General features: G+C 38.3%; 13 protein-coding genes. 12 read left to right on the forward strand and 1 reads right to left on the reverse strand.

The window, feature by feature from the left end; all coding sequences use genetic code 11:
- Nucleotides 1-130 precede the first annotated feature (130 nt).
- Both ACRPLQ_RS00820 and ACRPLQ_RS00825 read left to right on the forward strand, forming a co-directional pair.
- Entirely contained in the window at nt 131-1,396 is a 1,266-nt protein-coding gene (locus ACRPLQ_RS00820; RefSeq protein WP_370506064.1) for a Glu/Leu/Phe/Val family dehydrogenase, read from the forward strand.
- Between the two features lie 132 nt (nt 1,397-1,528).
- A complete protein-coding gene (locus ACRPLQ_RS00825) occupies nt 1,529-2,500 on the forward strand; it encodes a YpdA family putative bacillithiol disulfide reductase (protein WP_099331263.1) in 972 nt (323 codons plus the stop codon).
- A 19-nt stretch (nt 2,501-2,519) separates the two neighbouring features.
- Here ACRPLQ_RS00825 and ACRPLQ_RS00830 read toward each other — a convergent pair whose 3' ends face one another.
- Nucleotides 2,520-3,491, reverse strand: coding sequence for an asparaginase (locus ACRPLQ_RS00830; RefSeq protein WP_048019803.1), 972 nt, complete (start codon nt 3,489-3,491; stop codon nt 2,520-2,522).
- A gap of 198 nt (nt 3,492-3,689) precedes the next feature.
- Between ACRPLQ_RS00830 and prsW the strand changes: the two genes are divergently transcribed.
- The 10 genes from prsW (at nt 3,690) to ACRPLQ_RS00880 (ending at nt 13,029) form a co-directional block, all read left to right on the forward strand.
- On the forward strand, nt 3,690-4,340 hold the full coding sequence (gene prsW / locus ACRPLQ_RS00835) for a glutamic-type intramembrane protease PrsW (protein WP_028411520.1): 651 nt from the start codon (nt 3,690-3,692) through the stop codon (nt 4,338-4,340).
- A 145-nt stretch (nt 4,341-4,485) separates the two neighbouring features.
- Complete coding sequence (gene sleB / locus ACRPLQ_RS00840) at nt 4,486-5,418, forward strand: spore cortex-lytic enzyme (RefSeq protein ID WP_367077792.1); 933 nt, start codon at nt 4,486-4,488, stop codon at nt 5,416-5,418.
- Nucleotides 5,419-5,435: 17 nt separating this feature from the next.
- Entirely contained in the window at nt 5,436-6,785 is a 1,350-nt protein-coding gene (gene ypeB / locus ACRPLQ_RS00845) for a germination protein YpeB (RefSeq protein WP_165635167.1), read from the forward strand.
- Between the two features lie 153 nt (nt 6,786-6,938).
- The gene (locus tag ACRPLQ_RS00850; RefSeq protein ID WP_033579746.1) at nt 6,939-7,604 is read left to right on the forward strand and encodes a flagellar brake protein; all 666 of its coding nucleotides are present in this window, start codon (nt 6,939-6,941) and stop codon (nt 7,602-7,604) included.
- A 68-nt stretch (nt 7,605-7,672) separates the two neighbouring features.
- Nucleotides 7,673-7,849: a YpfB family protein gene (locus tag ACRPLQ_RS00855; RefSeq protein WP_013059030.1), complete on the forward strand. Its 177-nt coding sequence runs from the start codon at nt 7,673-7,675 to the stop codon at nt 7,847-7,849.
- Nucleotides 7,850-8,011: 162 nt separating this feature from the next.
- Nucleotides 8,012-8,686: a (d)CMP kinase gene (gene cmk / locus ACRPLQ_RS00860; RefSeq protein ID WP_033579747.1), complete on the forward strand. Its 675-nt coding sequence runs from the start codon at nt 8,012-8,014 to the stop codon at nt 8,684-8,686.
- The gene (locus tag ACRPLQ_RS00865) at nt 8,683-9,270 is read left to right on the forward strand and encodes a lysophospholipid acyltransferase family protein (RefSeq protein WP_033579748.1); all 588 of its coding nucleotides are present in this window, start codon (nt 8,683-8,685) and stop codon (nt 9,268-9,270) included. Before cmk ends, ACRPLQ_RS00865 begins: the two co-directional genes overlap by 4 nt.
- 162 nt (nt 9,271-9,432) lie before the next feature.
- Nucleotides 9,433-10,569, forward strand: a complete 1,137-nt coding sequence (gene rpsA / locus ACRPLQ_RS00870) for a 30S ribosomal protein S1 (RefSeq protein WP_028410732.1) — start codon at nt 9,433-9,435, stop codon at nt 10,567-10,569.
- 16 nt (nt 10,570-10,585) lie between these two features.
- The gene (fni, locus tag ACRPLQ_RS00875) at nt 10,586-11,635 is read left to right on the forward strand and encodes a type 2 isopentenyl-diphosphate Delta-isomerase (protein ID WP_028411515.1); all 1,050 of its coding nucleotides are present in this window, start codon (nt 10,586-10,588) and stop codon (nt 11,633-11,635) included.
- Nucleotides 11,636-11,814: 179 nt separating this feature from the next.
- Complete coding sequence (locus ACRPLQ_RS00880) at nt 11,815-13,029, forward strand: MFS transporter (RefSeq protein WP_028411514.1); 1,215 nt, start codon at nt 11,815-11,817, stop codon at nt 13,027-13,029.
- Nucleotides 13,030-13,046 lie beyond the last annotated feature (17 nt).

Genomic DNA, 13,046 nt, shown 5'->3' on the forward strand with positions numbered 1-13,046 from the left:
TAAAAGTTCGATATTTTCCTTTGCAATGCAAAACTAAGGGTGTATACTATGTCATGAAAGAAGCACCATTCAATTAAAAACGAATAATTTTCGATACATTTTAGGAGGTTTACAGATGGTAGCCGACAAGATGCAAGACAGTAAAAATAGTCAAGAAGAGAAGCATGATGTTTTAAAATCTACACAAACAGTGATACATAAAGCGTTAGAAAAACTAGGCTATCCTGATGAAGTGTATGAACTATTAAAAGAGCCATTACGAATGATGACAGTAAAAATTCCTGTTCGTATGGATGACGGATCAGTTAAGATTTTTACAGGTCACCGAGCGCAGCATAACGATGCAGTTGGTCCTACGAAAGGTGGAATTCGTTTTCACCCAAACGTAACTGAAAAAGAAGTAAAAGCTCTATCTATATGGATGAGTTTAAAATGTGGAATCGTTGACCTTCCTTACGGTGGAGGAAAAGGTGGAATTGTTTGTGATCCTCGAAATATGTCTTTTGGAGAATTAGAGCGTTTAAGCCGCGGATATGTTCGTGCGATTAGCCAAATTGTTGGACCAACAAAGGATATTCCAGCGCCGGATGTGTTTACAAATTCACAAATTATGGCTTGGATGATGGATGAATACAGCCGGATTGATGAATTTAACTCGCCTGGCTTTATTACTGGAAAGCCCCTTGTCTTAGGTGGTTCGCACGGCCGTGAAACAGCGACTGCAAAAGGAGTAACTATTTGTATTCGTGAAGCAGCGAAAAAACGAGGCATTGAATTACAAGGTGCACGGGTAGTAGTACAAGGGTTTGGAAATGCAGGAAGCTTTTTAGCTAAGTTCATGCACGACGCTGGTGCTAAAATTGTAGGGATATCTGATGCATACGGAGCGCTGCATGATCCTAATGGTTTAGACATTGATTATTTATTAGATCGACGCGATAGCTTTGGTACAGTAACGAAATTATTCAATAATACTATCAGCAACAAAGAGCTGCTTGAACTTGACTGTGACATCCTAGTTCCAGCTGCGATTGAAAATCAAATTACAGAAGAAAATGCCCATAACATTCAAGCGAGTATTGTGGTGGAAGCAGCAAATGGACCAACAACTCTTGAAGCAACGCGCATCTTGTCAGAGAGAGGGATTTTATTAGTTCCAGACGTTTTGGCAAGTGCGGGCGGTGTAACAGTCTCTTATTTTGAATGGGTGCAAAATAACCAAGGTTATTATTGGACGGAAGAAGAAGTAGAAGAAAAGCTTGAAAAAGTAATGGTGAAATCATTTAATAACATCTACGAAACTTCTACAACTCGAAAAGTCGACATGCGTCTAGCTGCTTATATGATAGGCGTAAGAAAAATGGCAGAAGGCTCTCGCTTCAGAGGCTGGATTTAAAAACAGAACAGCAGAACAGCAGAACAATTGCGTAAATAGAAAAAATCTCCTATCATTAATGAGGAGATTTTTTTGTTTTACACTGCGTTAAAATAAAAAAAAGGTGCGTTTACAACTGAAGGAGTGACAGGCATGAAGAAAGAAAAAGTAATTATTGTTGGCGGAGGACCATGCGGGCTTTCAGCAGCTATTGAGCTTCAACATACAGGTATTGATGCCCTTGTAATTGAAAAAGGCAATATTGTGAATGCAATTTATAACTATCCGACCCACCAAACGTTTTTTAGTTCAAGTGAAAAACTAGAAATTGGGGATGTCCCTTTTATTACCGAAAATCGTAAGCCTGTGCGCAACCAAGCTCTTGCTTACTACCGAGAAGTGGTGAAGCGCAAGCAAGTTCGAATTCAGCCGTTTGAACGTGTCTTGCAAGTAGACAAACAAGCGGAAAACCAAATTATTGTCACAACATCCAAAGAGACATATGAAGCGGAGAATGTCATTATAGCTACGGGCTATTACGATCATCCTAATTATATGAATGTTCCTGGTGAAGATTTATCAAAGGTATTTCATTATTTCAAAGAAGCGCATCCGTATTTTGATAAAGATGTAGTCGTTATAGGCGGAAAAAACTCTAGCGTCGATGCGGCTCTGGAATTGGTGAAGTGTGATGCAAGGGTGACGGTTATTTATCGTGGCTCAGATTACTCCCCTAGCGTAAAACCTTGGATATTGCCTGAATTTGAAGCGCTGGTTCGAAATGGAACGATTGGGATGCATTTTAACGCTCATGTAACAAAGATAACGGATGAAGCGGTAACATATGAGCAGGAAGGGAAAGAATTTACGATTAGTAACGATTTCGTTTTTGCCATGACTGGCTATCACCCTGATCACTCGTTTTTAACAAAAATGGGTGTGGAATTAGATGATGAAACAGGCCGCCCTTCTTTTAACGAAGAGACGATGGAAACAAACGTGGAAGGAATTTATATCGCTGGTGTGATTGCTGCAGGAAACAATGCTAATGAGATTTTTATTGAAAATGGACGTTTTCATGGGAAATCAATCGCTTCTCATATTATCAACAAAAACAACGCATAGGCTTCTATGCGTTGTTTTACTAATGATTAAATAGCTGCTGCAGCTCATCATGATTCGTTGTTACTTGGAGAGCAACCAACAGTTTAATGCGTGCTTTAGGACCATTTAAGCCATTTGAAAAAATAACGCCCATCTCTTTTAACAGCTTGCCACCGCCTTCATACCCATATACATCTTGAGCAATTCCATTAAAACAGCGAGAAACGAGCACGATGGGTATCTTTCGCTTCAAAAGCAATTGAATTCCTGGAATAGTGAGAGGAGGCAGATTTCCTTGACCGAGGGCTTCAATTACAAGTCCGTCAACATTCATTGAAGCCACTGCTTGAAATAAATGGTCGTCCATTCCTGCATAAGCTTTTAATAAAGTGATTTGTTTATCTATTTGATTAACAGGATAAAATTCATGTTCTGTAGGCATGTGGTGAAAAGATACGCCGCGTTTTGTGATTAATCCTATTGGCCCGTACTGAGGGCTTTGAAATGTCGCCACGTTGCTTGTGTGGGTCTTGGTCACATTTTCAGCGGTATGAATTTCATCGTTCATCACAACTAAGACACCTTTTCCTTTTGCCCCGTCACTAATAGCCACCCGAACCGCAGATATAAAATTATAAGGACCGTCTGAACCGATTTCATTGCTTGATCTCATAGCTCCAGTTAAGACAATTGGAATATCTGTATGCACTGTTAAATCTAAAAAATAAGCGGTTTCTTCCAACGTGTCCGTGCCGTGGGTTAACACGACTGCATCAATTTTGCCTTCATTAATTTTATCGCGTATTTTTTTTGAAAGTATAAGCATTTCCTTAGGAGTAATGTGAGGAGAAGGCAGATGAAATGCTTCTTCTACGATTACATTGGCCATACCTGAAACAGATGATGTTGAGCGGTGAAGCGGGTTTTGAATATCTGGTGCTACCGCTCCAGTTTCCATGTCTTCTTTCATCGAGATTGTGCCGCCGGTGTGAAGAATATAAACAGTTTTCATAGAGAGCTCCTTTCAATTTTTCGTATAAGTATGATACATTTTTTGGTATACTTGTTTAAGGTCTTTGTTAGGCTTTGTAAATCGACAGCAAGTTATGTGAGCATTTACATATAAAGATAAGGACATTATAGACGGAGATTTTCATCCTAAAGATAACATGTTACTATTAAAAAAAATAGAGGAGATGAGGCGCTATTTATGTTGGCGATTGTATCTGCAGGCATTGCGCCAGGATTGGCATTGTTAAGTTTTTTTTATTTGAAAGATGAATATGAAACTGAGCCTATTTCAATGGTATTAAAAACATTTATTTTTGGAGCAATGCTTGTTTTGCCAATTATGTTTATTCAATATGTATTTGGTGAAGAACACGTTTTTCAATCACCTTTTCTTGAAGCATTTTTTACGACAAGCTTTTTAGAAGAATTTTTCAAATGGTTCATTTTATATTTCACGATTTATCAACATGTGGAATTTGATGAGCATTACGATGGAATTGTTTACGGGGCAGCTGTTTCATTAGGTTTTGCTACCGTTGAAAATATTTTATATTTATTTGCAAATGGTTTAGAATCAGCGCTAGGAAGAGCCATTTTACCCGTATCTAGTCATGCTTTATTCGGCGTCATTATGGGGTATTATTTAGGGAAAGCAAAGTTTTCTGAAGGAAAGGAAAAAACGAAGTGGACGCTGTATTCCGTATTTGCGCCGCTCATTTTACATGGAACATATGATTATATTTTAAAAACAATGGATCATTGGGTATTTATTATTATTCCATTTATGATTTATTTATGGTGGCTGGCATTAAGAAAAGTAAAAAAGGCCAAACAGCCATCGATTGTCTAGGCTCAGCTTGTAAATCTTTTTTGAGAGATTTACGAGCTGAGTTTTTTCATTTCGGTAAATTTTGCGCATCTTGTATAAAAAAACAACCTTTACAAAAAATACTCCTATCATCTTATCAGTTACATACGATGTAGGAGGTTTTGTCATGTTATCATTTCGATGTTTTAAAAAGTATGCATGTCTCATATGCATATGTTCATTTATTGCAGCGTCCGTTGTGAGTCCAAAGGCCGCTCACGCGTTTTCAAATCAAGTCATTCAACACGGAGCAGTTGGAGATGACGTTATTGAGCTGCAGTCGAGACTTCAGTATTTAGGTTATTATAACGGGAAAATTGACGGTGTATTTGGATGGAGCACATACTGGGCACTGCGCAATTTTCAATATGAATTTGGCATTAAAAAGATTGACGGTTTAGCAGGCTGGCAAACAAAGATTAAATTAGCTAACGCAACAAAATATCACGAAAGCTATGTGAAAAATCAAATTAGAAAAGGCAATAAGTTTACGCACTATGGCGGTAAGCCTCTTGATCAGCAGTCTAAAGGAAGCGGTAGCAGTGGAAAAAACAGCGGGAACAATGGTCAGCCAAAAGCACAAAGCGGATCTTCTCAAGCAAAAAAACCTGCCAGTCAGCCGCAGCGTAATACGTCTAAAGGAAATTCTGAACAACAGAAAGAAAAAGCACAAAAGCCAACAGCGGTGAATGTACCGAGCGGGTTTTCACAAAATGATATTCAGCTCATGGCAAATGCTGTGCATGGTGAAGCACGGGGTGAACCATATAATGGCCAAGTAGCCGTAGCGGCCGTTATTTTAAACCGAGTTAACAGTCCGTCATTTCCAAATACAGTCGCTGGAGTTATTTTTGAACCGCGTGCATTTACTGCCGTAGCAGATGGGCAAATTTGGCTTGAACCCAATCCAACATCTAAAAAAGCGGTTATGGATGCGATTAACGGATGGGATCCTACTGGGAATGCTATTTATTACTTTAATCCGGATACAGCAACAAGCGCATGGATTTGGTCACGTCCTCAAATTAAGCAAATCGGGAAACACATTTTCTGTCGATAAAGAGAGGTGAAGGAAACATGATTCGAACAATTTTAATTGTATTATTAGCTATTGGTGTTGTAGGTGTAGGGTATTGGGGGTACAGCGAACATCAAGAAAAAGATGCTGTGCTGCTTCAAGCGGAGAATACGTATCAACGAGCATTTCATGATTTGTCATATCAGCTAGATTTATTAAATGATAAAATCGGTGGCACGCTTGCCATGAGTTCGAGAGATCAGCTTTCGCCCGCGCTTGCAGAAGTATGGCGTTTAACTTCTGAAGCTCATAACAATGTAGGACAGCTGCCTTTATCGCTTTTACCGTTCAATAAAACAGAAGAGTTTCTTTCAGATGTTGGGGACTTTACGTACAAAGTGGCGGTAAGGGATTTAAGCAAATCCCCCTTAACAGATAAAGAGTATAAAACGTTAAATTCGCTTTATGATCAGTCAGGCGAAATTCAAAATGAAATGCGCCAAGTACAGCATCTAGTCATTGATAATAACTTACGTTGGATGGATGTTGAGCTAGCTCTAGCCACAAAAGAAAAGCAAGGGGACAATACGATTATTGACGGATTAAAAACCGTTGAAAAAAGTATGGATTCTTTTGCCGAAACAGATTTAGGCGTTATGAATGCAACGAATGAACAGGAAAAAAACGCTTTTCATCAATTAAAAGGTAGAGAAGTTAGTGAAGATGTTGCCAAACAAGTGGCGCGTTCGTTTTTGAATTTAAAAGGAAATGAACAAATTCATATTGTAAAGAGCGGAAAAGATGCCGATTATGAGGTGTACAGCTTAACCATTACAGATCCAAAAACTAAACAAGAGACGTATATGGATATTACCCAAAAAGGTGGATATCCGCTTTGGGTGCTCGAAGATCGAGATATTAAAAAACAAAATATTAGTTTAAACGATGCTATGAACAAAGCGACTAAGTTTTTAAAAGATCATCGTTTTGAAAGCCTAGTGATGGCTGAAAGCGCTCAATACGATAACATGGGAGTCTTTACATTCGTAGAGCAAACGGAAAGTGGAGTTCGGATTTATCCGGATTCAGTTAAAATGAAAATGTCTTTAGAAGATGGATCTGTGATTGGCTTCTCAGCTAAAGACTTCTTATTAAAACATCGTACAAGAGATATTCCAAAACCTAAAATTTCGAAAGAACAGGCAAAAACCAAGCTAAACCCGAATGTAAAAGTGATGGAAGACCGCTTGGCAATTATTACAAACGATTTAAACGAAGAAGTGCTATGCTATGAGTTTTTAGGGACAATTAAAAATGATACGTATCGTATTTTTATCAATGCCGATACGGGTTTTGAAGAGAAAGTCGAAAAACTGCAAAACTCAGAACCTTTATATAATGAAGTATAAAGCTGAGAAACCGGTGTCTATAGACACCGGTTTTTTTGTGTTGTATAAGTTTTTTGAGTCTAAATGACTAATTTTTATTTACAAAATAAATATATTTGACTATGTTTAAATAAAGGGAAAAAGTGTATATAGTGGAACTGAAGGAGAGAGAAGATGATAAAAGCGGGAATGAGGTTGACGTTAGAGAGCGGGTACAGAGAGTCTACCTTACAACAAACGTATCGATGTAAGGTAGTTGAGTTTACGGAAGACGTGATTTATATTAGCTATCCGCTAAACGAAGAAACGCAGCGAAGTGCTTTTTTACTAAAAGGTACAAAATTGCTGGCTACGTTTATCGGATATAATCAAAATGTATATACCTTTCCAACTGAAGTAACAGGGCGTGAAATAAAAGGCATGCCTGTTGTGAAGCTCTTTTACCCGGGCGATAAAAAGTTAAAGTCCATCCAAAGAAGAAATTTTTTCCGTGTGCCGCTTACAGTGAAGGCGGTGATAAAAAGTGAACAAGAACAGCAGGCCGTAATGGAAATTATGACTAAAAACATCAGTGCAGGTGGAGTAGCCGGCTCCTTCCATCATTCGCTGCTTTTTAATGAGAAAGATTCCGTTGTTGTACGATTAAGTCTTCCTAATCGTGAGGGAACTTTGCAGCATCTTGAATTAAAAGGGGAAGTTGTACGAATTACCGCCCCGACTTCCTGTAAAGTAGGTCAGCTATCTATTAAATTTATGGACATGGAAAAACAAACGAAAGAAATGATGATTCGTTATACCTTAAAGCGTCAGCTCGACCTAAGGAGAAAAGGTCTTCTTTAGCGTATAAAAAAAACTTCTCTTTCCTAAACTGTAAGCAAAGGTATCACTTCTTACAAAAGGAGAAAAAGATGAATCGAATAGAACGAATTTTAATTAAATTAGTGGTTATTCAATTTGTGTTTTTAATAATTGCCCAATGTATTTTACTATCTAGCAGTCACAGTACATATTTCTCAAAGGTCATTCAGTATGAGGGAGTTAGCAAAAATAATTTTAATAAAATTATTGAAACATTCGACCAGTAGTCGGACGTATGGTAGAATAACTAGGAAAGAAACATGCAGTGAACACCAGGCAGGAGAAGACCCCCTGCTCTTTTTTTCGTTTATAAACGTTTCATATAAAATGGCTCATTGTATAAAAGATGAAAGTGGTTTGTTCCTGTTTTGAAATTAAGGGAGGCACTTATGAAAAAACAAATTTCAATCGCGATTGACGGCCCTGCAGCTGCTGGGAAAAGTACAGTGGCAAAGATTATAGCAGAAACCTTATCATATATTTATGTTGATACAGGAGCGATGTATCGTGCTCTAACGTATCAAGCGCAGAAAAACCAGGTAGATTTGCAAAATGAAGAAGAGCTATTGCATTTGCTTAACGAAACAGTAATCGATTTAAAACCGTCTGAATCTGGACAGATAGTCATTTTAAATGGACAGGATGTTACAAGTGAAATTCGTTCCGCAGAAGTAACCAATTCTGTATCCATCGTCGCGAAACATCGTGCAGTTCGTGAAGAGATGGTAGCGAGACAGCAGGGTCTTGCTAAAGATGGAGGCGTTGTAATGGATGGACGTGATATCGGTACACATGTGCTTCCTCAGGCAGAAGTTAAAATCTTTTTATTAGCGTCTGTGGATGAAAGAGCACAGCGACGCCATGATGAAAACATAAAAAAAGGTTTTGAATCAAATTTAGAGCGTTTAAAAGAAGAAATTGCCCGCAGAGACAAGCTGGATTCTGAGCGTGAAGTAGCACCTCTTAAAAAAGCTGAAGATGCAATTGAAATCGATACAACTTCCTTATCGATTGAAGGAGTTGTAGAAAAAATACTTTCTATTACAAACGAAAGGATTGGATGATTTTGAGCTTTTATATGTTTGCACGTGGCATTGTAAAAGGTATTTTAACACCAGTTTATCGTTATGAAGTAATCGGTGCAGAAAATATCCCTTCAGAAGGCGGAGTTTTGCTTTGTTCAAATCATATTGACAACTTAGATCCGCCTACGGTAGGTGTGACGTGTCCAAGGCCTATTTCGTTTATGGCAAAAGCAGAGCTGTTTAAAGCACCTTTTCTGAAGACGGTTCTGCCAAAGTTAGAAACGTTCCCTGTAAAGCGGGGGATGGCAGATCGTGAAGCTTTGCGCCAAGGGTTAAAGATTTTAAAAGAAGGAAAAGTGCTTGGATTATTTCCAGAAGGAACAAGAAGTAAAGATGGAAAATTAGGAAAAGGAATGGCTGGAGTAGGCTTTTTTGCTTTGCGTTCAAAAGCAGCTGTTGTTCCTTGTGCTGTTATTGGTCCATATAAGCGTTTTGCAAGGTTAAAAGTAGTGTACGGACCGCCAATTCAGATGGATGAACTTCGTGAACGAAAGGCATCAGCCGAGGAAGTAACCGAAGTTATTATGAAAAGCATTGGTGAATTAATTGAAAAATATCAATAGTTTGTAACCTTATGACTTGACAAAAGATTCTATTTATTAGAAGTTAGTAACAAAGAGAGTTTTTTCTATACAGAGCTATATACAATAATGATGAGCTAAAAGAGTGAAGAACTCTTACAAGGGAATACATATTGTAGATGGATATTGGAGGAGGAAAAGACGATGACAGAAGATATGAATCAAGTAGAGGTAACGTCATTAGAAGTAGGAGAAACAGTAAAAGGTACTATTACAAAAGTAGAAGAAAAGCAAGTGTATGTAGATGTGCCTAACAGCAAACTAGACGGTATTATTCCAATTAGTGAATTAGCGAGCTTACATATTGAAAAAGCAGGGGATGTAATCCAAGAAGGTGCCGAAGTCGAAGCGAAAGTAATTAAAGTGGAAGACGATGTGCTTGTGTTATCTAAACGGGCTGTAGATGCTGAAAAAGCATGGGACGGTTTAGAAGCAAAACTTTCTTCAGGTGAAGTGTTTGAAGCGGTAGTCAAAGAAATTGTCAAAGGCGGATTAGTAGTAGATATTGGTGTAAGAGGGTTCATTCCAGCTTCTCTTGTTGAAACTCATTTCGTTGATGATTTCGCAGAATATCAAGATCAAACTCTTACAGTCAAAGTAGTGGAATTAGATAAAGAAAAAAATCGCGTGATCCTTTCGCATCGTGCAGTTGTAGAAGAAGAGCTTGTACAACAAAAAGAAAATGTTCTTGAGTCATTAAAAGAAGGTCAGGTTTTAGAAGGAACCGTTCAGCGCTTAACAGACTTTGGTGCGTTTGTAGATGTAGGCGGAGTAGATGGGCTAGTGCATATCTCTCAGCTTTCACATACGCGTGTAGAAAAGCCTTCAGACGTAGTAGCTGAGGGAGATACTGTGAAAGTCAAAGTATTATCTGTTGACAAATCAACGGGTCGTGTTTCATTATCTATTAAAGATACGTTAGAAGGTCCATGGTCCAACATTTCTACGAAGCTTCGCCAAGGTGATGTAGTAGATGGAACTGTTAAAAGACTTGTATCTTTTGGAGCTTTTGTGGAAGTTCTACCTGGAGTAGAAGGACTTGTACACATTTCTCAAATTTCACATAAGCATATCGGGACACCGCATGAAGTGCTTTCTGAAGGCGAAAAAGTGACGGTAAAAGTACTTGATGTGAATGAACAAGAACGACGCGTTTCGTTAAGCATTCGTGACCTTGAGGAAGAAGAGCAAGAAGATTACGGTGACTATGAATTACAAGAAGAGTCAAAAGGCTTCCAATTAGGTGATATGATTGGGGATCAATTAAAAAAATTAAGATAAGTAATGGTGATGATTTGTGAGCAGAGCAAAACGTAAAATTGATCACATTCATCATGCGATTCAAACGGGACAGCATCGGCTGCACGGGCTAGATGATATTCGCTTCGTTCATAATAGCTTACCAAATACAGGCGTGCACGATGTTCATATTGATACAAAAATTGGCGAACTTTTGTTAAGTTCGCCAATTTTTATAAATGCTATGACGGGTGGAGGCGGACAAGAAACGGAACGGATTAACCGTTCGTTTGCTCAAATTGCTCATCATGGTCAATTAGCAATGGCCGTTGGATCGCAGATGGCTGCGATTAAAGATGAAAAGGAAGAACAATCATACAGAGTAGTGCGTCAAGAAAACCCTAACGGAATTATTTTTGCCAACCTAGGCAGTGAAGCTACAGTTGAACAAGCTAAAAAAGCGGTTGATATGCTTGAAGCAAATGGACTTCAAATTCATTTAAATGTTATACAAGAACTGGTCATGCCAGAGGGAGATCGTGATTTTACCGATGCATTACGTCGTATTGAACGAATTGTCCGAGAAGTAACCGTTCCTGTAATTGTCAAAGAAGTAGGTTTTGGGATGAGCGCTCAAGCAGTGCAAAAACTTAAAGATGTTGGTGTTGAAATCGTTGATATTGGTGGGTACGGTGGTACCAATTTTTCGAAAATCGAAAATGAAAGACGAGCAAAACATTTTCACTTCTTTAATGATTGGGGAATTTCCACAGCAGCTTCTTTAGCGGAAGTATCTCAGCACGTAGAAGGTATATCCATTATTGGTTCAGGAGGTATTCAAACCTCTATGGATGTTGCTAAGTCTATTGCGTTAGGAGCTTCTGCAACGGGAATGGCAGGATATTTTCTATCCATTTTAATGAAGTCTGGTTTAGAAGCAGTCGTAGAAGAGATAGCCGAGCTGCATGAGGAGTTAACGTTTATCATGGCTGCATTAGGAGCAACTTCTATTGCTAAGCTTCAGCAAATGCCTCTAGTTATTACAGGGGATACCCATAGCTGGCTGACTCAGCGAAATGTATCTATAGAAACATTTAATAACAGATGATAAAAAAGCAAGCAGTTAACTGCTTGCTTTTTTATTTCCTTAGAAGATGAATGATCGCGTTTTCATTAAAAAAAACAAAAAATATTGGCAGAAGAAGTGACAAAAAGCATGAAATCCCAAACGTTAGCCACTTATAATAAGTTAAATAAACAGAAAAATCAGAAAAAAGAGGTGGCGTAATGAAAAAGGGACATCCTATATTTACAATTTTTCTTTTCTTTTTAGGCTGGGTTTTCATGTATGCAGATCGTAATATTTTATCTCCAGTTATGGGAGATATCGGTGCGCAGTGGGATCTTAATAAAGCTGAACTTGGGCTAATGTCTACCGTATTTTTTGCAGCGTATGCAGCTATGCAGATTCCAACGGGTTTTTTGGCAGATCGATTTGGTCGCGTTAAGATCTTAGTGGCTGGATACATTTTGTTTGGAGTTGCCACATTCTTTACAGGACTTACGACTACTTTCGGTATGTTCTTGCTCATGCGGGCGCTGACAGGACTTGGAGAAGGAACGTATTATGGTTCACAATACGGAATTTCTTCAAGCATCACGTCTGAACGATACCGAGGTCTAGTGTCTGCGCTCATCAATAGTGGAATGGCTTTTGGTATATCGCTTGGTTTTATCGGTTCTACATACATTACATATACGTTAGAAAAAGACTGGCAGTTTACTTTTTACTTATTTGCTATTCCGACTATAGTAATAGCTATTTTAATAGCTTTCTTTGTAAAAGATAAGCAAAGGGATCAAGAAAAAAATTCGCTAAATAAAGAAACAAAGCAGTCGCTAAAAGTATTATTTACAAAAAATCATATTTTCGTATACATTTTAATCTTCTGCTCTCTTTACGGATTTTTTGGGATGCTGACGTGGCTTCCTTATTACTTGCAGCACTCGCGCGGCTTAGAAGGGTCTCAAACAGGCATCATAGCATCTTTAGTACCGTGGGCGTCTATTCCGGGAGCAATCTTCTTTGGTTATATATCGGATCGAATTGCAAATAAAAAAGCATTAATTGTGAGTTTGTCAGTAGCGGGCGCTTTATGTCAATTTTTTATTCCCTATACAGAGAGTTATTCTTGGCTATTAATCGGCTTAATTGTGTACGGTCTGATAGGGAAATTAGCATTAGATCCGATTTTAATTTCGTATATGGCGGATATTACTCCCTCTTCCATGTACTCTAAAGTGTACGGTTTTTTTAACTTCAGCGGCATGCTGTCATCGATCTTTGCACCTTACATTACCGGATATTTTGCAGATAAACTTGGAAGTATGGAATTCGGATTTTATTTGTCAGGAGCACTATTGTTAGTGGGAGGAGTTCTCTTTTTGTTTACAGGAAAGAAAGAACGTTCCTATCCTGTTTCACATCCAGTTTTAAAATAAAAAATGCGCTGACTTAG

It is taken from the genome of Priestia sp. TRN 1309, from assembly GCF_050846875.1.
GTDB classification, from domain to species: domain Bacteria; phylum Bacillota; class Bacilli; order Bacillales; family Bacillaceae_H; genus Priestia; species Priestia zanthoxyli.